Genomic DNA, 20,197 nt, shown 5'->3' with positions numbered 1-20,197 from the left:
GCGCTGGTTTATTTGCCGGGTTTTACCAGGCGTAGTCAAATTTATCCAGTTCTTCCACACACCGGGTAAGCAGATCTATGCTCCCCTGAATATCCTCTTTGTGGCACATTTCCACGACCGAGTGAATATGACGGGTAGGAATAGAGACACAGCCTACAATTGCCCCGTCTCCGGCCCGTTGAATAGAACCCGTATCGGTACCGCCACCTACGAGGATTTCTTTCTGAAAGAGGATTTTATGGCGATTGGCCGTGGCTTCCATAAACCTGACCATGCGGGCATCGGTGATGACGGAGGAGTCCATAATTTTTATGGCGGTTCCAGCACCCAGACGGGTTACTTTTTCATGATCCTGTGCAGAAGGAAGATCATTGGCGATGGTAGTATCCAGTCCAAAACCAAAGTCCGGGTTGATCTGGTGTGTTGCGGTTGTCGCGCCACGCAAACCAATTTCCTCCTGAACGGTAAATACTGCATAAAAATCGAATGCAGGCGTACCCATTTTCCTGAGTGCCTCGATGAGGATAAATACAGAGATACGGTTGTCCAGCGATTTGGTACACCAGGTATCGCCCAATTCGATCATGTCCCGCTCGCGGGTTACTTTATCTCCTACAGAAACGACTTCTTTTACCCGATCTCCCGACATTCCGAAGTCGATAAAATAGTCAGAAATTTTGGGAGACTTATTTCTTTCATCTGCCGTCATCAGGTGAATGGGTTTGGATCCCATTACCCCGACAATATCTTTTTTTCCGTGGACAATCACTCTTTGTGAAGTAAGGGTTTTGGGATCAAAGCCCCCCAGCGTGTGAAAGCGCGCAAATCCCTCATTGTCGATATGGGTAATGATAAAAGAAATCTCATCCATATGTGCGGCAGCCATGACACTTTTGCGGGAGTGCCCTTTTTTAAGGGCTATGACATTGCCCATATTGTCCACTCTTACCTCATCTACCAGGTTCTCAATTTCTTTGAGGACGATTTTCCGCACGGGCTCCTCGCCTCCGGGAGGACCAGGCGTAATACATAAAGTGCGAAGAAGTTCAGTATTCATTTTTTATAATAGGTGCTGGATACTTATTTCAAACTCCGAATCTACCAGTATTTGCCCACAAAGAAAAATTCGTGGATTTTAATTAATTTGCAAAAATAAACGACCATCTGAAATTTGTAAGACTGAAGTTTGCAGTGATATGAAGCGATCATTTGTTTTTTTCCCGCTGCTGGTTGCAATGCTGGCAGGTTGCGTAACCAGAGAAAGTTATAATGACCTCAAACGGCAAAATGATTCGCTTGTCTATGTTTTGTATCAGGAGCAGATCCTCACTTACAAGCTGGAAAAGTATGCGGAATCCCTCTACTACACCAAAGTAGAGCCCCGGACCAAAGTGGGAACTACCGTACCGCTTCCCCCAATCATCAAACTCAAAATAGACTCTATCCAGGTTCCGATCCCATCCGCGCTAAATGATACCGCGAACCCGGCAAACAAAACTCTCTCCGATCTGGTACCCAAGACCGAAACGCCGGCCCCACATTTACAGATTTCCCAACCCGAAATCAAAACGCGTACAGAAGATAATCGCGTCATTTATACACTCAGCAATACCCTGCTTTTCAAACCAGGCACCACAAAACTCACAGAAGCCGGGACAGCCACACTGATGAAATTTGGCAAAGCACTCGCCGAGCAGCCCGGATATCTGATCACCGTTGAAGGCCATACAGATAATGTCAATATTTCGCGGATGGAAGGGATCTCCGACAACTGGGATCTCAGTGTAAAACGCGCAACTGAAGTAGTGCGCACCCTGATCACAGCAGGCGTTTCTCCACTACGGCTCGTCGCCGCAGGAAGAAGCAAATTTAAACCTGTAGCGTCCAACCAGGAAGAGAACACCAGGGAGCTTAACCGGCGAATTGAAATCATTGTATCACCAATGCCCTGACATGAACGAAAATCATCTGCGAATTTATTCCCCCATAGGGAATTTTTACTACCTTTGCGCCCTATGAGCCCCATTTGGCAAGCAATTGCAAGATTCATCATAAGAAGGAGAATTCCTATACTGGTCGTATTAGGCGCAGTAACAGTCTTTATGTGGACAAAACGGGGCACAGAGCTTGTCCAGCAATTTTCCAATGTCATCCTCACCGGAGAAGACGAACTTAAAGACTACCATAAGTTTCAGCAGTACTTTGGCGACGATGCAAATGTCATGGTTGCTACTGTGGAGGGCGATATTTTCAGCTACGAAATGTTTGCCGACCTCTATGACCTGATCGGAGAACTGGAAAAACAAGAGGCAGTTATCGGCGTCATCAGTCTTCCGCGCATTTACGATGTGATCAGGGATGATTCACTCGAAGGATTTCGCCTGGAGCCTATTGTACAAAGGCGGCCGGAATCACAGGCTGAGGTGGATAGTCTCGCCAAAAAAATTAAAGGAAGGCCTTTCTACGACGGGCTTTTGCTCAGTGCTGATTCCAAGACCACGCTGATCGCCGTTTCATTTGACCCGAAAAAACTGGACACCGATGCCAAGATATCCATTCTGAATGGAACCAAAGCGGTCATTAATGCATTTGGAGAAAAACATCATACAGAAGCGCGCTTCGCCGGGTTTCCAGTCATACGCGTCAATATGCACGAGACCGTGAAACAGGAGCTATTCCTGTTCCTTATGCTCGCATTGATCGTAACGGCGCTCACCCTCGCCCTCTTTTTCCGGTCATTCTCTACTGTCTTTTTTCCAATGATCGTGGTCGGAAGTGTCATAGTTTTTTCGATGGGGCTGATTGGATTGTTTGGGTATAAGATGTCACTCATCACAGGTATCATCCCGGCGCTGGTCACAGTTATTACCATTCCCAACTGCGTATATCTGATCACCAAATACCATATAGAATTTCGCCGGACCGGCAATAAAATGAAGTCGCTGATTTTGGTGATTGAGCGAATAGGTATTGTAACGGTCATGACCAATGCCACAACAGCTGTAGGGCTGGGCGTGCTCGCTTTTACCAATATTCAGCCGCTGAAAGAATTTGGCATCGTCGCCGGGCTGAGTGTGGTCGCTGCATTTTTTATATCGCTGCTTCTGATTCCGGTAGTGTTTAGCTTTCTCCCCCCCCCTACCCGCAACCAGACCCGCCACCTTGACCGCCGGACTGTAGGGTTTGTCTTAAAAATCATTGACCGCATTGTACACAACCACCGCTGGGCGGTATATAGTTTTGCCGGTATGTTAACAGCATTATCTATATGGGGATTGCTCAAAGTTGTGCCGGTAGCATATATGGTGGATGACGTTCCACAGGACAGCAAACTTTTTACCGATCTCAAATACATTGAAGATCGCTTTAATGGCGCACTTCCATTTGAAATACTGGTAGATACCCAGAAAAAACGAGGCGTCACCCGCCGGCAAACGCTGGAGCAGGTAGCGCAGCTACAGGATTCACTCCAAAAATACAACAACCTCAGCCGGTCTATCAGCATTGCAGATTTTGCCAAGTTTTTCCGTCAGTCATTTTTTGGTGGAGACCCCGCAGAATACGATCTCCCCTCCCGCAACGAATACAACTTCATCGCCGACTACACCCGACGCACAGCATTTTTCGGGACAACCGCCTTATCAAAGACACTTACTGACTCCAGCATGCAGGTTACCCGTATCTCAGCTTCTGTCAGAGATATTGGTTCGCTCGAAATGGAAAAACTTGTGGACTCTGTGCGAAAGGATGTGGATGCAATCTTTGATCCCGAAAAATTTGATGTTGCCATTACCGGCACTACCCAGATTTTTATCAAAGCAAATGATGCACTCATCCAAAATCTGCTTCAAAGTCTGGCTATTGCTTTTGTCGTAATCGCAATCATGATGGGATTGCTTTTCCGGTCATTCCGGATGGTTGCCATTAGTCTGATTCCCAATATCCTCCCGCTGCTTATGGTAGCAGGTATTATGGGTTTTGTAGGTATTGCGCTCAAGCCTTCCACTGCACTTGTATTTGGGGTGGCGTTTGGTATTGCGGTGGATGACTCCATACACTTTCTGGCCCGATACCGGCTGGCGAGGAAACTCGGCGATACGGTAAACGATGCGATCAGTAACTCATTTAATGATACAGGGGTAAGCATGATTTATACCTCTGTGATTTTGTTTGTGGGTTTTGTCTGTTTTACGGCATCCGACTTTGGTGGCACCCAGGCGCTGGGGCTGCTTACTTCGCTGACTTTAGGTATTGCCCTTTTCAGCAACCTGCTGTTTCTCCCTTCGCTGCTGGCAACATTTGACCGCGACGATAAGCCATTATTTGACAACCATGTTTGAGGCAATCATAGAAACCCTTATCCTGCAGATTGAGCGGGAAAATGATTCCGTAAAGGTCAACGACCGCGAATACCAGCCAGACATCCGGCAGATCAGCGACAACCTCTGGCATGTGATTCTGGACAATCGCTCATACCGGGTATTTATTCAAAAAAATGATCCGGAAAACCGCGAAGTAACCCTCAGCATAAACGGAAAAAAGACCACTGTAAAACTTCGTTCCCGCACCGACCGGCTGCTCGATTCCCTCGGCATGGGTGAGGCTATGAAAAAAAAGCTGGAATCCATCAAGGCGCCGATGCCAGGCCTGATTCATACCATCATGGTGAAAGAAGGCCAGCAAGTACACAAAGGCGATCCGCTGTTTATCCTCGAAGCGATGAAGATGGAAAACATCATCAAATCGCCGGGCGAAGCCGTCATTGCCAAAATCCATGTAAAGGAGAAGGATTCGGTAGAGAAAAATGAATTGCTGGTGACGTTTGGGTGAGACTCACATCACCCCCAATTCTCTAAGCTCAAAAAAGCACCGCGCGCAGGCTACGACATCGGCCAGTGCGTCGTGGGCGTCGTCAAATTTGTGGCCAAATAGCTTTTGGTGTAGTTCCGTCAACGACGGGTTTTTATAACGGTCATATTTGCCCGGCAACCGGCAATAGTTTATAGAGGATTTCATCGTGCACAACCGGGGCATGTCAAACAACTGATTGGGGATTTCGGTGCGAAGAAACTCTGCGCCTACAATCCTTTCGTCAAATTCGATATTATGCGCTATGAGCCAGTCAGCTTCTTCAATGGCTCCCGCAAAAGCTGCCAATGCCGCTTCCAGCGGGATCCCCTCCTTCGCGGCTTTTTCTGTCGTGATACCGTGAATCATCGAAACGCCTGAAGGTATCCGAAAACCCTTCGGCTGAATCAGATAATTGCGCCGGTCGATTTCCTGCGCATTTTCATCATATACCAACCACGCCAGTTGCACCATCCGCGGCCAGTTGGCCAGGTCTGTAAGCGGCGCCTTCCAGTTTTTCGGCAATCCTGTAGTCTCTGTATCGAAGAATAGAAACATCCGTTAGCATTTTAATTATTACATTCGGGTAATTTAGTGATTTATTTGGCATGCCCATTCAACGGAGAAAGTTTTTGCGATCCCTTGGCTCCCTGGCCGGCACCTCACTGGCTATGCCCTTGCTGCATCCTGTTCTGGCGAGAAATATAAGCGAAGAACTGGAACATATTTCTCACCCTGACCCACTGGAAGCTGCTTCTGACGAAGACTTCTGGGCGCTGGTACGCCAGGCTTATACCTCCTCCGCCAATATGATCAACCTCAACAGCGGCGGCGTAAGCCCTCACCCCAAAGTCGTGCAGGAAAAAGTGGAAATGTACAACCGCTTTGCCAATGAGGCCCCCGGCTATTATATGTGGCGGGTCATGGGGAAAATGCGCAGCTCGGTTCGCCGAAAACTCGCTGGCCTGGCCGGTTCGTCTGAAGACGAAATCGCCATGATGCGAAGTGCTACCGAAGCTCTGGATACAGCAATCCTCGGTATCGACCTCAAAAAGGGCGATGAAATCCTCACCACCGATCAGGACTATCCCAGCATGCAAAGTGCACTCAACCTGCGCAGCAACCGCGAAGGAATAAAAATCGTGCGGATTCGACTCCCCGTACCGTCAACCGATTCCGCTGAAATCATCCGGAGATTTGAAGAAGCCATTACCCCCAAAACAAAAGTGATCCTGGCCTGCCACATGATCTACCTCACCGGATATATCATGCCGATCAGAGAAATTGCCACGCTGGCCCGAAAACACAATATTCAGATGATCATCGACGGTGCCCATTCTTTTTGCCAGCTCGATTTCCATGTTCCCGACCTGGGCGGAGATTATTTTGGCACCAGCCTCCACAAATGGCTGTGTGCCCCCTTCGGAACAGGCATGCTGTATGTAAAAAAAGATAAAATCTCTGACCTCTGGCCCATGCATGGTTATCCGGAGGAAGAGAAAGACAGTATCACCAAATTTGAGCATCTTGGAACAAGGTCTTTTCCGCTGGAACTGGCAGTTTCAGATGCGATAGACTTTCACAATATGATCGGTACGCCGAGAAAGGAGGCGAGGCTTCGTTTTCTGAAGGAATCCTGGACAAACCAGGTAAAAGACATTCCGGATATTCATTTTAATACATCCCTCGAACCGCAACACTCCTGCGGTATTGCCAGTTTTTTGCTTGACGGATGGAATCCGGTGGATCTGAGCAACGAACTTACCAATACCTACAATATTTATGTGACCCAATCGACACACGAGGATGTGAAAGGCGTGCGCATTTCCCCCAATGTGTTTACCTCAACCGAAGAACTCGATTATCTCGCAGCGGTCATACATAAGCTATCAAAACAAAAAAAATAATATGTCAGAACCCTACGTAAATCCGGGGCTCCTGCTTTCTGCCCTTTCATTTGCAGCAGAAAAACACAGGGATCAACGCCGGAAAGACCGCGAAGCAAGCCCATATGTCAACCACCTGATTGAAGTTGCAAACCTCTTATGGCATACCGGTAAAGTCAGAGACGAAAATGTGCTGGCAGCTGCCATTCTCCACGACACCCTGGAAGACACCGACACAACCCCGCAGGAAATAGAATCATCATTTGGGAAAACCATACTGGCCTATGTTCAGGAAGTAACCGATGATAAATCCCTGCCAAAAACTGAAAGAAAACAGCTCCAGATAGCCCATGCGCCACACAAATCGCCAGGAGCAAAACAGATCAAGCTGGCGGATAAATGCTCTAATCTCCACGATATTATGCATTCGCCTCCCTTTGACTGGTCATTGGAACGGAAGCAAGAGTACTTCATCTGGGCACAAGCCGTGGTCAATGGACTTCGCGGAGAAAATACTGCATTGGAAAACCATTTTGACCAACTCTTCAAGCAGGGAATGAAAAGCCTGAAAGAAGAGGTATAATTTCAAATATTTTTGTACTTTGGAATTAAATCCACCGTTGACAATTGAATAAGCCGAAATACTTCATGAAACCAACCCCCGCTTCCGCATCAGGAATTATTTTTACTTTTTTCCTGATTTCCACTATTAACGTTTTCGCTCAATGCGAAAATCTGCTGCGGTTTTCCAGTCCAAATCCCGAGATTCGAATCACCGGAATTATGGATACCTCACCCAAAAATTTCCCTTCAGGCTTTGTCCTTACCAGTCCGGAAGGTGTACAGGTTACGCTCACCGCACAGTCTCTGGTCAATCCTCAGACACAAGATTTCATTCCTCCGGAATACCTCGTTTTTTCCAAAAACACTTTTGGCATTGCCAAAGGAAAAAAAGAGGAAATACTGATAGCCCTGAGTCAGTTGGCAAAATCTGGTGTGTACAAAGGCGCTATTATTATTGATGCGCAGGACAGCGATTGCCAATGGACCATACCGGTTACGGTAGATATCAAAGATCCTAATCAGGTGGCTATTGTGGAAGAAGATGCCACACTCAATTTGAAAATGGCTTCGCCTTCATGGCTCAACGGTATTCTTCCCCCAAAAATCAACAACCGCACCATCAGTTTCCGTATCGAAAATACCGGCCAGTCGTCCATGGAAATGGAGCGGTTTTCGCTCACATTGAAAGGTAAGGAAACGGGAGAATCTCTTTCTGAAGATGATTTTGAATGGACAAATGAAGACAAAATCATTCCTGCCGGAGGAATTGGTGTGGCACAGTTTGAAGTAAAAAAAGATAAAAAACTTAGGCCTGATGAATATACGGGAAGGGTAAGACTTCACTATAAAGATTATCCCGATACATCTACTGTTTCAATGACCGTTTACTCCCGAATCGGGGTCTTCGGAGCCGTCATTGCCCTGATACTCGGCATTATCGTAGGCAGACTGATGAAGTCTGTGGATCAGGCAGGGCCTCAGCTCGAACTGATGGACAAGTATATCCCCCTCAGAACCAAAGCCGACAGGTTTTCGGATGAAATTTCAAGAAAACATGTTCTGGGCGAACTTGATGGCATCGAAGCTGAAATCAATAAGGTAAAAGACGAAGACGGAAAAAATGCAGTGCTTGAACTGCTCGCTCCCACAGAAAAAAAGGTAACGCAAATCCAGCAATTGGAAAGACTCCATGAAAGGATTGGCGAACAGATCAAAAACAAAAAAATCAGTTCTTCGCTTTCCGGAGACCTGAGTTCCAGCCTTCAACTGGTAAGAGACAATATTCTCGACGGAAAGGATGAAGAAGTTCAGACAGGACTTGCCAGAATACAGGGTTTGGTTGCCTCTGACACTGAATCCAGCAAATCGCGTTCTGTTGGCGGTGTGGACATCCCAGGCGCAGACGAGATGATCAAGGTTGAAATAGACAAAATCGGTGTTAAGGTTGATACAACGGGAACCACCACCACCAGCGACAAAACCTTCTGGCAAAAACTGGAAAGTGTATGGTTGAGGTTTATCTCTTTCTTCACAGGTGTAAACGCCAGTGCGCGCGTTCGTTATGCCTATTTCCGGCCATTGGTAACGCTGGCAACCTTCATTGTGGTATTACTGCTTGGATTTCAACAAATCTATATAGATGGTGGAGACACCTTTGGCTCAGAGGGTTTGTACGACTACCTCAAGCTGTTTCTCTGGGGAGTAATTTCTGATGTATTCTCAAGGACGCTCTCTGGCGGAGATGAAAAGATCAGCACCTTCATGGCAGGAAAAGTATAATCTTTAAAATAACCCCAAATGGCTCAAACCACCCATCGCCCCCGTATGTTTGCCCTGCTTGTAGGGATAAACCAATATCCGAATCTCAGCGAAAGATACCAACTGAATGGCTGTATCAGCGATATTGATCTTTTTGATCAGTACCTGGGAAATGACTTCGTTAAAACACAGTTTAGCGAGGTGCATATCGAAAAAATCACCAGCCCGGGGCCTGTTGCGGCAACCAAAGCAAATATTGTCAAAGCTTTTGAAACGCATCTGGGTCAGGCAAAACCTGGCGATGTGGCCGTGTTTTATTACTCAGGACACGGGCTGAGGGAAAAAGCTACACTTCCGGTATTCGCAGAAAACGAAATCGACGGAAATATCGCAGGGCTGATGTGCTATGATTTCAATAAAAATCCGGGCGAAACCATTCTTGCAGATAAAGAACTTCGCTATCTGATCAGAAAACTTGCCGGAGAAAATAACGAAAAGGCACATGTGGTGACCATTTTTGACTGCTGTCATTCAGGAGAAAATACGCGCTCTGTTTTTCCGGAAGATGCTGCGGCCAAAGCAAAATCCCGCCAGGTTTACACGGGCGCGATTGCAGGCAGAAAGCCGGAAGAGTTTATTTTCCAGAATGATCCTGTCATCAAAAAGAAACTGACGCAAAATCTGCCTCTGGATGAGATACTGCCACAGGGCAACCATGTCATGCTTGCCGCCTGCCGGGAAGTAGAGCTGGCATGGGAAGCACCGATTCAGGGCAGTACCAATGGCGCCTTTACCCGCGCACTCGTCGATATCCTCGAATCACATAAAGGCCGCGTAAGCTACCACGAATTACACAACCGGATCACCAACCGGATGCGGTTTTTGTTCTCTTCCGAAGAGGATGTACAGGACAAACGCCAGACCCCACAGTTTTATATCCGCACCGACAATCCCGGCAACCGTTACAATACGTTTCTCACCAACGAACCCAACGGTCTTCCCTCTTATGGAACCGTCGAGTACAACGAAAGCGAAAAGGAATGGCGAATGGACCTTGGCGCTTTGCACGGGGTACCCATGGACGCAAAGGCTGTAAAAGTAACAGTTTATCCCAACAATGACCCCGCGAAAAAAACTGTAACAAAAGTAAAAGCCGTTTTCCTGACACATTCCACACTCGCCTTACCAGATGATTTCAAACCTGTGCCAGGTGTATCTTTCCGGGGAGAAGTAGATGGGCTTTCTTTTGCCAATCTGAAAATCCATGTCAAAGCTGAAAGCGAAACCGGAAATAAAGCCCGTGCCGAAGAAGGGGCGAAAATGGCCCGCGAAGAACTGAAAAAACGTCTCGCAAAATTGACCATGAAGACCTTCGACCTTACAGACAAAGAGGGTGAAGCTGACTATGTAATTATTGCCGGAGACGATACTTATAAGACTACCCGTCCATTTGACCCCGCAAGGCCGATTCTCCTGCCGATCAAATACCGGGACGGAGCAAAACTTTTGCCGCAAAAACTCGATATCGCCTTTGAAGATTTCCGGCAGATCGCACTCTGGACATTCCTTCGCGATCTGGAAACACCTACACAGGCAGTTCCCGCGGGCTTGCATGTTCCTTCCGCCAGAATGTTTCCGGTCGAATTGTTTGTTCAGGAATATGAAAATGGAACTGAAAAACGACTCCTTCCCAAAGACAAAGAAATCACCCTGGAAGTCGGAAAGGACAATCCAACACATAGTCTTCGCTTTGAGTTGAAAAACTATTCCGACCAACTGTTGTACGTCAGCCTGATCTACATGCCTTCCAGCTTTGCCTTTCTGACTGATGAAAAAAAGGGCATGATGGAGCGCCCGCAACTGGGTCTGGAAAAATGGACCAAAGAAGGCGACCTCACGCTAAAATCCCGTGGAAAGAAACTGGAAAATGGCCAAAAATATATTCGGATAGGGGTTGACGATTATATCATCAATGACAACTGGCAGGGACAGGAAAACTTCATGAAACTCATCGTCAGCGCCACGCCATTTGATATGACACCTTTCCACCTTGACCCGATTCCGCTTCCAGGTACAACAGTAGCTTCAGACCGTACCAGAGGATTTGATTTTGAAGATGATGAAGATACCCAACCCGAAATGCCCAAAATCAGCTGGGAAGTAAGTACCTATAAGATTTACGTTTCCAATCTTCAGTACGATCCCAGGAAGGAAAAAGCATAAATTGTGGGGGAATAAAACACAAGATAATTATTCCCCCAATATTTCCTGGACGCGTCCGACTACGCCATTTTCCAGCCGCACCTTAATGCCGTGAGGGTGGTTGGGCGAATTGGTCAGAATATCTTTCACCACACCTTCCGTAGTTTTTCCGGATCGCTGGTCCTGCTTCTGGACAACCGCAACGCGGAGTCCGGGTCGTATATCTTTTCGGTTTTTGCCATTCATACTACAAACATACGGGCTTAGATTCAAAGAATGCAGAATTGGTGATTTTTGCACAGAGATAACTTCGGAGATTTTCTGGGCGTATAGAATGGTATGTTGAATTTTTGTATATTTAATGGCGATTAGTCTGAAATTTATGAGAAGTAATATCACCAAATTGTCCCCACTCCAACTTGAGTTATTAAGAGTTTACTCCTTCAATCCTACTGAAGAAGAACTGCATGAAGTGAAAAAAATTCTCGGCAAATTCTTTGCAAGAAGACTAACAAGGTCCGTTGGCGAAGCCATAAAGAAAAAAGGAATCCAAGAATCAGACCTTGAAGCCTGGCTAAATGAAGAAAACCAATAAATTAAAGGTAATACTTGATACGAATGTATTCCTTGTTTCACTAGCGCCAGGCTTTAGATTTTACTGGGTGTTTGAGAGTCTTTTGAATAATGAGTATGAATTATTCGTATCAAATGAAATCCTTTCTGAATATGAAGAAAAAATTACAGAACGATTTGGTCTTGATTATTCAGATCGAAAACTGGATTTTTTAATATTCCTTCCAAATGTCTATTTGGTAAACCCTTATTTCAATTGGAATCTTATCACACAAGATCCTGATGACAATAAGTTTGTTGATTGTGCAGTGGCTGCAAATGCAGACTTTATCGTATCTCACGACAAACATTTCAAATGTACTAGAGGATGTTGATTTTCCCCGGGTAAGTGTAATTTCGCTTGAAACTTTTTCCCAAAAATTATCCTTATCCCTCTCCAAAAATGAACCCCAAAATCCAAACGATCTTAGAAGCTGAAGCAAAGGCTATTTTAGATATTCCCCAAACCAATGATTTTGATAAAGTAGTGGACATACTTTTCCGCTACGTCCATCAGGAACACGGCAAAGTCATTACTACGGGGCTTGGCAAAGCCGGACAGGTTGCGCGCAATCTTGCCTCTACCCTTTCGGCCACAGGCACACCTGCGGTATTTCTTCACCCCACAGAAGCCCAGCACGGTGATCTGGGTATGCTCCACCACCATGATCCGATGATTCTGATCTCCAACTCCGGGAAAACCCGCGAGTTGCTCGAACTCATCACCCTCACCCGCAACCTTCACGGAGAGAATCCCATCATCGTCATTACCGGCAATCAGGAAAGTCCGCTGGCGCTGGAGGCAGATGTTGTTCTTTTTACCGGGGGGCCGGAAGAAATCTGTCCGCTCAACCTCACGCCTACCACATCTATCACCGCGATGCTGGTCATCGGGCATATTCTGACCATTATGCTCATCGAAAAAACCGGCTTTACCCGTGAGGGTTTTTTCAAACGCCATCACGGCGGGTATCTGGGCTCCATTCTCAAAAACGACAACGTATGAAACCATTATTCCTTATTGCCGGTCCCTGTGCGATTGAAGACAGGCATACACCCATGGAAATCGCCCGTGAAGTAAAAGCAATCACAGACCGGCTGGGCATTACCTATATCTTCAAAGGCTCTTATAAAAAGGCCAACCGCACAAAACTTGACAGTTTTACCGGTATTGATAAGCCGGAGGCGCTGGAAATTCTCCGGAATATCAGAGAAGAAACCGGCGTACCGGTACTTACCGACGTTCACGAAACGTGGGAATGCGCGGAAGTCGCACAATATGTGGATTATCTCCAGATTCCGGCATTTTTATGCAGGCAAACCGATCTGTTGATCGCTGCCGGGGAGACAGGCAAAGGGGTTAATATCAAAAAGGGGCAGTTTTTGTCGCCCGAAGCCATGCAGTTTGCCGTGGAAAAAGTACGGTCAACGGGAAATGAGCAGATCTGGCTCACCGAAAGGGGGACCACCTTCGGATACGACTCGCTGGTCGTGGACATGACGGCTATTCCCCGTATGCAAAAAACCGGCTGCCCGGTGGTGATGGACTGCACCCATTCGGTACAAAGGCCCAACCAGACAGCCGGTATTACCGGAGGCGATGCAGCGATGATCGGTACACTTTGCCTGGCGGCTATAGCCGCAGGAACCGACGGGCTGTTTATCGAAACACATCCCGATCCGTCCCGCGCAAAAAGCGATGCAGCCAGTATGTTGCGGCTGGATTTACTGGAAGAACTGCTCACGAGGGCGGTAAAAGTAAAAGCGGCAACAGCCGTTTGAGACTGATGCCGCTGCACCGAAAGCCGTAAAGCCAGTTACTTCAACTGATCCGCAAAAACTTTGCGAAACTTGTCCAGTTTGGGCTGAATCACAAATACACAGTAGGGCTGATTGGCGTTTCCTGCGTAATAGTTTTGGTGATAATCCTCTGCCGGATAATAATTGATCAGCGGGCTGATCTCGGTTACAATGGGTTTCTGATATGCACCGCTGGCATCCAGTTGTTTTTTGTAAAACTCAGCTTTCTCCTTCTGCTCTTCGTCGTGATAAAAAACTACCGAACGATATTGTGGCCCGGCGTCATTTCCCTGGCGGTTTAATGTTGTCGGATCATGCGTTTTCCAAAATACTTCGAGCAATTGGTCAAAGGTGATGACCGCCGGATCATAAGTAATCTGTGCTACTTCTGCGTGGCCGGTGGTACCGGTGCAGATAGCCTTGTATGAAGGATTTTTAACATGGCCGCCGGAATATCCGGATTCAACTGCCACAACACCTTTCAATTCCAGAAAAACAGCCTCCACACACCAGAAACAACCGGCGCCAAATGTAGCTTTTTTTAGTCCTTCCATATTCTTTGTTGGATTGAGTTGTTCTTACAGAACCGCTATTTTACGGCTATTTACAACATTTTGAGGAGTCAAATTGTTCAGTATACGACAAGTTCAATAAAAGAATGCATCCTTCGTTTTTATTTTCTCATAAGTTCTGTTAAATTTTCAACGATTAAGTTGTTTACTTTTACTCTCAAACCATATTTTGCAAGCTATGTTTGAAATTTATCAAAGCGAAAAAAGCAAAGAGTTTTACTTTCGTCTGAAAGCGAGAAACGGGCAAGTAATCCTCTCAAGTGAAGGTTATTCCAATAAGGGCGGTGCTCAGAATGGGATCGAATCCGTGAAGAAAAATGCGGGTGACGACAACCGTTTTGAAAGAAAAGTTGCCTCTAATGGAAAACATCACTTCAATCTGAAAGCCGCCAATGGCCAGATCATCGGTTCCAGCCAGATGTACGCATCAAAAGACGGCATGGAAAATGGTATTGAATCTGTAAGAAAAAATGCCGCAGAAGGCGAAGTGAAAGACCTTACTGCATAGTTCTGGCAGATACTTGATTACCGGGATTTCAGAACAGGTCTCCTGCTTTGAAATCCCTTTTATTTTTGTTTTGCACTAATTTGCGCGAATACTTTTTATGGCGGCTTCCCAACTTCCTCTCTATGGCAGATTTATATTCCCTACCGTTGAAATTTTTGTTCAACGCCTGAAGGATGTTTCCTCCTCCTTTATGGATGGTTCACCCTTTAATGCTTATATGACCACCTATGAGGGAAGCAGTTTTTATGGTCTTGATTTTTGGGAATTAGAAACAACTTATAAAAGTACAGAGGAGACCATTCGCTCCATTGCGGCTTCATGCAGTGGCCAGGACGGAAAAAGCGTAAGTGTAAATGTCCGTTTCACCCGCAATTCTTCTCCGGGTGAAGGGCAATTTGTGATTGTTGCTGGCACAAAATACAGAAACAACCTCATTAGCAAGATTCTTCAGGGTGAATATACCCCACCTACAGATGAAGAAATTGAAAAACAAATCCTCCTTGAAGAATTAATCCGCGATCTTCGCATCAACGCGAAGTCAAAAGAAAGAGAAATTCAGGCTAAGGAGGCCGTTCAGAAGGCTTATTCCGTACCCAAAATCGAGCAAACGACTTTACCAGACACTCCTGCAAACTCCAAAAATTTCACGACACTCCGCGACTCGTTTTTTTTGGATCAGGATGTTTCGGTCAGCGTTTTGCTTCAGATGCTGGAAGATATTTCCGTTCGGTTTCTTACCCGGGCCCCTTTTAATATCCGGGTAATCACGATGGATGGAGAATCTTACTCCGATATAGGGATGAAAGGACTCCGCCGTTTTTTTGAAATGCGTCGGCGTGTGCTCAAACGCGTATATATGGATGCAGCGACCACAGAGGGGGAACTGGTAGATATTCTTCTGGTACTTGATCCAGACCAACGCCCGTCGATCAAAGCAGAAATCACTACTGGCACAAACCGGGAAATCAGAGAGTTGATTCGCCAGACCCTGCTTTTTACCCAGGATTTCACGGCACCTATTGCACGGGCATCTATGGTGCACGAGATGTTCCGGTTTTCACAAAAAGAATTTTCACTGGATAAAGTGATACGCCTCATTGCGGGTATTTCTGCCAAATATCTTCAGAAAGAAGCGCCTACGGCTTTTCTTTCTACGCTTCAGGGAGAAACCTATCCGGCACTAAGTCTCAGACAATTGAAAACGGTCTATAGCCAACACCAGCCCAATGTAAGCTTTCTTCTTTTTGGGATGAATCAGGCTGTTACCGGTCAAACTTTCAGCCTGATGTTTCAATTCCAGTCGCCTGCACACGAACCTTATGGAAGTCTGAGCATGATGTGGGGAGAACATGAGACCCACCAGATTGTACGTGCGCTGATCTGGGAACAACTCAATCTTTCGACTTACCGCCCGGAAGAAGAAAAGCCCATCCTTTCGCCCGAAAAAACAAAACCTTCGCGGCCACATGAACTGGTGGTAAGGCCGGTATTCAAAAACCTGGATTTCAAGCTCAAAGTCCGAACTTGTCTGGTTGCCATGCCGCTGGAAGCTTACTGGTCAGAAGCACTATGGGGACATCTTAGCGACACACTAAAATCGCTGGGATACGATAGCATACGGGCTGATGCGCTATTTTCTGAAAATGAACTCGAAGATACGTGGACACGGTTGAATGAAGTAGATCTGATTATTGCAGACCTGACCTACAAACACCCGGATGTATTTTACAAAACAGGCATCGCACACACGCTCGGCAAACATGTGATCATCATCAGCCAGCATGCCAGAGACGTACCCAAAGATTTTCTCCGGTTCCCGACGATCATTTATGACAACAATATCGCCGGGCTGGAAATACTCTCCGACCAGCTCAACGCCATTGTGAGAAACGATTAAAAACCTACCCGGTTTTGGCTTCCCCCCTCCAGCAGGCTGTCATTGCCGGCTTCAAACTCCTGTACGTCCTGCAGACGAAGTTCTTCAAGCATTTCGGGGGTTCGTTCGGCAGAAGACAATGAGGCCAGTCGCAGATGTTGGTTTTTTATAGCTTTCTCAACTACTTTCCGCACAGCACGGGCATTTCCAAAAAATTTATTCTTGTATCGGTGCAGATATTGGAAATATAAAATAAGGTGCGCTTTTGCATCTTCTACGATCCTGATTTTTTCATCTTTCAGGATATTGACACATATTTCCATCAGCTCCGAAGGAGAATAATCTGAGAACTCAAATTTTCGGTCAAAGCGGGACTTCAGGCCAGGGTTTGCTTCGAGAAACTGGTTCATATTGTCGGGGTAACCAACAGCGATGACAACCAGTTCGCCCCGCATATCCTCCATTCTTTTGAGTAAAGTCTCAATGGCTTCCTGCCCAAAATCATTTTTCCCGCCTGATGAAAGAGAATAGGCTTCATCGATAAACAATACTCCCCCCCGGGCTTTTTCGATCACTTCGGCTGTCTTGATCGCTGTCTGTCCGATAAAACCTGCGACAAGCCCTTGCCGGTCGACTTCGAGAAGTGTTCCTCGTTCAAGTATACCGAGTGCCTTATATATTTTTGCCATGATACGGGCGACCGTAGTTTTGCCGGTACCGGGATTACCAGTAAATATGGCGTGGAGCGACAACCGGTTTGTGACGTTTTTCCCAATCTCTTTATAAAAACGCACCAGCTTCACCATTTCATGCACTTCTGTTTTCACAGACTCCAGCCCGATCAGGCGGTCGAGTTCGTCGAGCGCACCGCGAAGCAGTTCTTCATCAATAGGAATCCGCGCCTTTTTACGCGATTGAGGCTCAAAAATTTCCTCCACATCTTCCATCTGAATAATGGATAAGTCCTCGTTGGTCAGCGATTTGGGATCGGTTTCCTTCATAATTCGAAGGCCCAGGTTCATTTTCGCCTCATTTACGAGGGAAAGCGCGTACCGCGCATTGCCAAATGTGCGGTCTCTGTTTCTGAAAGCCTCGGTAAGTTGCCGGTCGAGATAGGCCATTGCTTCATCAGAGAAGCTGACAAGGCTTTTTTCAGCCCAGTAGCGTGCGATTTCTTCGAGCTCTTGCGGTGTATAATCCGGGAAGTCGAATCGCATCTGAAACCGGGATTTCAGGCCGGGGTTAGAGGTAAGGAAATTTTCCATTTCCTTGGGATATCCGGCAACAACAATCGCGAGATCCCCTTTCTCACCCGACATTTCTTTCACCAGTAATTCGATCACCTCTCTGCCGTAATCTTTACTATCGTCTCCACCACGGCTCAACGCATAGGCTTCATCGACAAACAGAATTCCGCCCCGGGCTTTTTCAATTGCCGCTTTTACTTTAGGCGCAGTTTGGCCGATGTATTCACCGATAATGTCGGCACGGTCCACTTCATGTACATGGCCCCGGGACAGCAGTCCCAGTTTTTTGTAGATTTTGCCCAGCATACGTGCAACAGTAGTTTTGCCAGTGCCGGGGTTGCCGGTGAATACGACGTGAAGATTTTGAGGCTGAGTATCGATAAACCCTTTTTCCTTCCTGAGATTCAGGAAGTTCAGGTATTGCGAATACTCTCTTATGCGCTGCTTGATGCCATCAAGGCCGATCAGTCCGTCAAGTTCGGACAGTACTTCATCGAGGGTCTGAGCATCAGGATCTAACGGTGTAGGGGCGCCAATCAGACTCCCAGGCGTAGTTTCTTCGGGTTGAAGAAGGGGGTTGTCGCCTTCCACAAATGCGTCGCCAACCTTAAAAGGAACGATTCCGATGAGCGTGTCCATAAAGACAATCTCGACCGTATAATTGTCAACAAACCAGGTACCTTTATGGTCAGAGCCCCATCCGGAGGTAACAGTAAAATGCGAGTCTTTCTCTCCCACCTTTTTCAGTTCCAGTGTTCGTCCTTTTAGCTGCCGGGCATCATTATAGAAATTAAACACCAGCTCAGCCATCCAGGGCTTGCTGAGTTTATTAATGGCTTTAAACTCTATCCATATAAACCGGGTTTCAGAGTTGTGAAATTCAGAGTAAAATTTACTGCTTCCCGGAAGGCTGTCACCATTTCCCCCTTCATACATCCGTACAGAATCAATAGACAGATACGGATTGTCATTCATGGTTACATTTCCGACATCATACACATAAAACCATTGTGTACTGATCAGTTGGTCATCTATGTATGCTTCCCATGAATAGTCGCCTTCTTTCCAGAAGGAACCCGCTTTGTCATTGCCCCAGCCTTCACGCACATATACGATATTGAGGTCTTTGGTAACACTTTTTTTGACCTCGATGTTGCAGAGTTCCTTTCGGGTCGTAACGTCTCCATAAGGCTCAGAAAATGCCTTGAGCCTGATACTGGCTTCCCAATCCTCTTCATCAAACAGTTTGTTAAAAAAAGAAAACTCTGCATAGAGGTAGCTGGTTTCACTTTTGTCAAAAACCTGCCTGTATTTTTTCTTACTATCTGCCAGCCATTCAGTAGATGAATAGGTTTGCAGCGATTTAAACTTATGCTTTACAAAGTCGGAGGGTTTCTGATTGGCCATAAAAATCTACGTCTAATTGCCTAATGAAAGTAACAGAGACAATGATAATTTCTGGTTAAAGGTATAGATCGAAATATCCCATAAATCTTTGATTAAAACAAAGCCTTTGCCAGATTCAAAGCGAAAAACCCAGACACTTTTTTCTTCATGAGATTTCTTACAAATCAGCACAAATTCTTTCCTGCCCCGATTTGTGGAACGGATTTTGGTTTATCTCTCCATATTACAGGCCGGATAATGGTTTCCGGCGGTTTGGGGAACTTACTTTGATGCTCATAATCCAGCTTAAACCCTTTCTATTGGTTTCAGACCTCTTAAACTTTATTTAAAAAGGTTGGGAACCAAACAACAACCATCCCCCATTTACATCATGAAAGACTGTCATCCACTTGTGGCTGACACAAAAAATATTGTTTACATCCTTTCCGGAAGGACCGGAGAGGCCATACTAAGTAATAACAAAAAATAATCAGGTGATATGAAAACGCGCTTTACACCTACCAATCCAAAGCTTAATTACTTGTTTGACAAACATGCTCAGGACTTTATGCGGAAGGAATCTCCCTCAGAAAGTTATACTTATCAGGTCAAACGCCTCTTGCTCCAGCAGTTGAAAGATGAATCACCCGGCATCGAAGTCGTAGCCGACTACCTCTCCATGAGCGTCCGCAGTCTGCAGATGAAACTCAAAGAAGAAGGTACCAGCTATCAAAAATTATTGAACTCTATGAGAAAGCAGTTGGCCATCGCTTATTTGCGTGAACCCAAAGTAAGTAAAGGCGAAATTGCGCAGGTTCTGGGATTTTCAGAAATCAGTGTGTTCTCGCGCACATTTAAAAAATGGACGGGCAAAAGTCCTTCTGAATATCAGGCAAATCTTATCCATTACTGATAACCGTTGCATAACAGCTTTGCGA

The 20,197-nt window shown here is 46.2% G+C and carries 19 protein-coding genes; 14 read left to right on the top strand and 5 right to left on the bottom strand.

Translation table 11 applies throughout. From position 1 onward, the window contains the following. Nucleotides 1–22 precede the first annotated feature (22 nt). Nucleotides 23–1,057, bottom strand: coding sequence for a M42 family metallopeptidase (locus tag R3D00_02035; protein ID MEZ4771931.1), 1,035 nt, complete (start codon nucleotides 1,055–1,057; stop codon nucleotides 23–25). 139 nt (nucleotides 1,058–1,196) lie between these two features. Between R3D00_02035 and R3D00_02030 the strand changes: the two genes are divergently transcribed. From R3D00_02030 to R3D00_02020, 3 genes are all read left to right on the top strand, one after another. Next, entirely contained in the window at nucleotides 1,197–1,952 is a 756-nt protein-coding gene (locus R3D00_02030; GenBank protein MEZ4771930.1) for an OmpA family protein, read from the top strand. Between the two features lie 150 nt (nucleotides 1,953–2,102). After that, nucleotides 2,103–4,340 carry an MMPL family transporter gene (locus R3D00_02025; protein ID MEZ4771929.1) on the top strand — a complete coding sequence of 746 codons (2,238 nt, stop codon included), beginning with the start codon at nucleotides 2,103–2,105 and terminating at the stop codon, nucleotides 4,338–4,340. After that, nucleotides 4,333–4,830: an acetyl-CoA carboxylase biotin carboxyl carrier protein subunit gene (locus tag R3D00_02020; protein MEZ4771928.1), complete on the top strand. Its 498-nt coding sequence runs from the start codon at nucleotides 4,333–4,335 to the stop codon at nucleotides 4,828–4,830. Before R3D00_02025 ends, R3D00_02020 begins: the two co-directional genes overlap by 8 nt. 3 nt (nucleotides 4,831–4,833) lie before the next feature. Here R3D00_02020 and R3D00_02015 read toward each other — a convergent pair whose 3' ends face one another. Then, complete coding sequence (locus tag R3D00_02015; protein ID MEZ4771927.1) at nucleotides 4,834–5,406, bottom strand: 3'-5' exonuclease; 573 nt, start codon at nucleotides 5,404–5,406, stop codon at nucleotides 4,834–4,836. Between the two features lie 50 nt (nucleotides 5,407–5,456). Between R3D00_02015 and R3D00_02010 the strand changes: the two genes are divergently transcribed. From R3D00_02010 to R3D00_01995, 4 genes are all read left to right on the top strand, one after another. Next, entirely contained in the window at nucleotides 5,457–6,755 is a 1,299-nt protein-coding gene (locus R3D00_02010) for an aminotransferase class V-fold PLP-dependent enzyme (protein MEZ4771926.1), read from the top strand. 1 nt (nucleotide 6,756) lies between these two features. Then, nucleotides 6,757–7,317 (top strand): HD domain-containing protein, encoded by a 561-nt coding sequence (locus tag R3D00_02005; GenBank protein MEZ4771925.1) that lies wholly within the window; start codon nucleotides 6,757–6,759, stop codon nucleotides 7,315–7,317. Nucleotides 7,318–7,382: 65 nt separating this feature from the next. After that, on the top strand, nucleotides 7,383–9,077 hold the full coding sequence (locus tag R3D00_02000; GenBank protein ID MEZ4771924.1) for a hypothetical protein: 1,695 nt from the start codon (nucleotides 7,383–7,385) through the stop codon (nucleotides 9,075–9,077). A gap of 18 nt (nucleotides 9,078–9,095) precedes the next feature. Beyond that, nucleotides 9,096–11,279 (top strand): caspase family protein, encoded by a 2,184-nt coding sequence (locus R3D00_01995; protein MEZ4771923.1) that lies wholly within the window; start codon nucleotides 9,096–9,098, stop codon nucleotides 11,277–11,279. Between the two features lie 27 nt (nucleotides 11,280–11,306). Here the strand turns inward: R3D00_01995 and R3D00_01990 are convergent, their stop codons facing one another. After that, entirely contained in the window at nucleotides 11,307–11,504 is a 198-nt protein-coding gene (locus R3D00_01990; protein MEZ4771922.1) for a YwbE family protein, read from the bottom strand. 136 nt (nucleotides 11,505–11,640) lie between these two features. Here R3D00_01990 and R3D00_01985 point away from each other — a divergent pair, with 136 nt between their 5' ends. From R3D00_01985 to kdsA, 4 genes are all read left to right on the top strand, one after another. After that, entirely contained in the window at nucleotides 11,641–11,853 is a 213-nt protein-coding gene (locus R3D00_01985) for a hypothetical protein (GenBank protein MEZ4771921.1), read from the top strand. Beyond that, nucleotides 11,837–12,205: a putative toxin-antitoxin system toxin component, PIN family gene (locus R3D00_01980; GenBank protein ID MEZ4771920.1), complete on the top strand. Its 369-nt coding sequence runs from the start codon at nucleotides 11,837–11,839 to the stop codon at nucleotides 12,203–12,205. Before R3D00_01985 ends, R3D00_01980 begins: the two co-directional genes overlap by 17 nt. Before the next feature lie 68 nt (nucleotides 12,206–12,273). Continuing rightward, complete coding sequence (locus R3D00_01975) at nucleotides 12,274–12,876, top strand: SIS domain-containing protein (protein ID MEZ4771919.1); 603 nt, start codon at nucleotides 12,274–12,276, stop codon at nucleotides 12,874–12,876. After that, nucleotides 12,873–13,652, top strand: a complete 780-nt coding sequence (gene kdsA, locus R3D00_01970; protein MEZ4771918.1) for a 3-deoxy-8-phosphooctulonate synthase — start codon at nucleotides 12,873–12,875, stop codon at nucleotides 13,650–13,652. Before R3D00_01975 ends, kdsA begins: the two co-directional genes overlap by 4 nt. Before the next feature lie 35 nt (nucleotides 13,653–13,687). On the opposite strand, the gene msrA is transcribed toward kdsA, so the two are convergent. Further along, a complete protein-coding gene (gene msrA, locus R3D00_01965) occupies nucleotides 13,688–14,224 on the bottom strand; it encodes a peptide-methionine (S)-S-oxide reductase MsrA (GenBank protein MEZ4771917.1) in 537 nt (178 codons plus the stop codon). Between the two features lie 196 nt (nucleotides 14,225–14,420). Here msrA and R3D00_01960 point away from each other — a divergent pair, with 196 nt between their 5' ends. After that, complete coding sequence (locus R3D00_01960; protein MEZ4771916.1) at nucleotides 14,421–14,750, top strand: YegP family protein; 330 nt, start codon at nucleotides 14,421–14,423, stop codon at nucleotides 14,748–14,750. A 97-nt stretch (nucleotides 14,751–14,847) separates the two neighbouring features. Beyond that, nucleotides 14,848–16,647, top strand: a complete 1,800-nt coding sequence (locus tag R3D00_01955) for a hypothetical protein (GenBank protein MEZ4771915.1) — start codon at nucleotides 14,848–14,850, stop codon at nucleotides 16,645–16,647. Here R3D00_01955 and R3D00_01950 read toward each other — a convergent pair. After that, nucleotides 16,644–19,280, bottom strand: coding sequence for an AAA family ATPase (locus R3D00_01950; GenBank protein ID MEZ4771914.1), 2,637 nt, complete (start codon nucleotides 19,278–19,280; stop codon nucleotides 16,644–16,646). The genes R3D00_01955 and R3D00_01950 overlap by 4 nt on opposite strands. A 478-nt stretch (nucleotides 19,281–19,758) precedes the next feature. Between R3D00_01950 and R3D00_01945 the strand changes: the two genes are divergently transcribed. Further along, nucleotides 19,759–20,172 (top strand): helix-turn-helix transcriptional regulator, encoded by a 414-nt coding sequence (locus R3D00_01945; GenBank protein MEZ4771913.1) that lies wholly within the window; start codon nucleotides 19,759–19,761, stop codon nucleotides 20,170–20,172. Nucleotides 20,173–20,197 lie beyond the last annotated feature (25 nt).

It is taken from the genome of Bacteroidia bacterium (assembly GCA_041391665.1).
In the GTDB taxonomy this organism is placed as follows: domain Bacteria; phylum Bacteroidota; class Bacteroidia; order J057; family J057; genus JAGQVA01.
Note: the sequence above shows the minus strand (reverse complement) of the source record. Positions and strands in the feature narration are given on the sequence as shown.

Excerpts from the sequence above, each read along its gene's own strand:
- R3D00_02035 (MEZ4771931.1), bottom strand. The coding sequence starts at position 1,057 with ATGAATACTGAACTTCTTCGCACTTTATGTATTACGCCTGGTCCTCCC.
- R3D00_02030 (MEZ4771930.1), top strand. The coding sequence starts at position 1,197 with ATGAAGCGATCATTTGTTTTTTTCCCGCTGCTGGTTGCAATGCTGGCA.
- R3D00_02025 (MEZ4771929.1), top strand. The coding sequence starts at position 2,103 with ATGTGGACAAAACGGGGCACAGAGCTTGTCCAGCAATTTTCCAATGTC.
- R3D00_02020 (MEZ4771928.1), top strand. The coding sequence starts at position 4,333 with ATGTTTGAGGCAATCATAGAAACCCTTATCCTGCAGATTGAGCGGGAA.
- R3D00_02015 (MEZ4771927.1), bottom strand. The coding sequence starts at position 5,406 with ATGTTTCTATTCTTCGATACAGAGACTACAGGATTGCCGAAAAACTGG.
- R3D00_02010 (MEZ4771926.1), top strand. The coding sequence starts at position 5,457 with ATGCCCATTCAACGGAGAAAGTTTTTGCGATCCCTTGGCTCCCTGGCC.
- R3D00_02005 (MEZ4771925.1), top strand. The coding sequence starts at position 6,757 with ATGTCAGAACCCTACGTAAATCCGGGGCTCCTGCTTTCTGCCCTTTCA.
- R3D00_02000 (MEZ4771924.1), top strand. The coding sequence starts at position 7,383 with ATGAAACCAACCCCCGCTTCCGCATCAGGAATTATTTTTACTTTTTTC.
- R3D00_01995 (MEZ4771923.1), top strand. The coding sequence starts at position 9,096 with ATGGCTCAAACCACCCATCGCCCCCGTATGTTTGCCCTGCTTGTAGGG.
- R3D00_01990 (MEZ4771922.1), bottom strand. The coding sequence starts at position 11,504 with ATGAATGGCAAAAACCGAAAAGATATACGACCCGGACTCCGCGTTGCG.
- R3D00_01985 (MEZ4771921.1), top strand. The coding sequence starts at position 11,641 with ATGAGAAGTAATATCACCAAATTGTCCCCACTCCAACTTGAGTTATTA.
- R3D00_01980 (MEZ4771920.1), top strand. The coding sequence starts at position 11,837 with ATGAAGAAAACCAATAAATTAAAGGTAATACTTGATACGAATGTATTC.
- R3D00_01975 (MEZ4771919.1), top strand. The coding sequence starts at position 12,274 with ATGAACCCCAAAATCCAAACGATCTTAGAAGCTGAAGCAAAGGCTATT.
- kdsA (MEZ4771918.1), top strand. The coding sequence starts at position 12,873 with ATGAAACCATTATTCCTTATTGCCGGTCCCTGTGCGATTGAAGACAGG.
- msrA (MEZ4771917.1), bottom strand. The coding sequence starts at position 14,224 with ATGGAAGGACTAAAAAAAGCTACATTTGGCGCCGGTTGTTTCTGGTGT.
- R3D00_01960 (MEZ4771916.1), top strand. The coding sequence starts at position 14,421 with ATGTTTGAAATTTATCAAAGCGAAAAAAGCAAAGAGTTTTACTTTCGT.
- R3D00_01955 (MEZ4771915.1), top strand. The coding sequence starts at position 14,848 with ATGGCGGCTTCCCAACTTCCTCTCTATGGCAGATTTATATTCCCTACC.
- R3D00_01950 (MEZ4771914.1), bottom strand. The coding sequence starts at position 19,280 with ATGGCCAATCAGAAACCCTCCGACTTTGTAAAGCATAAGTTTAAATCG.
- R3D00_01945 (MEZ4771913.1), top strand. The coding sequence starts at position 19,759 with ATGAAAACGCGCTTTACACCTACCAATCCAAAGCTTAATTACTTGTTT.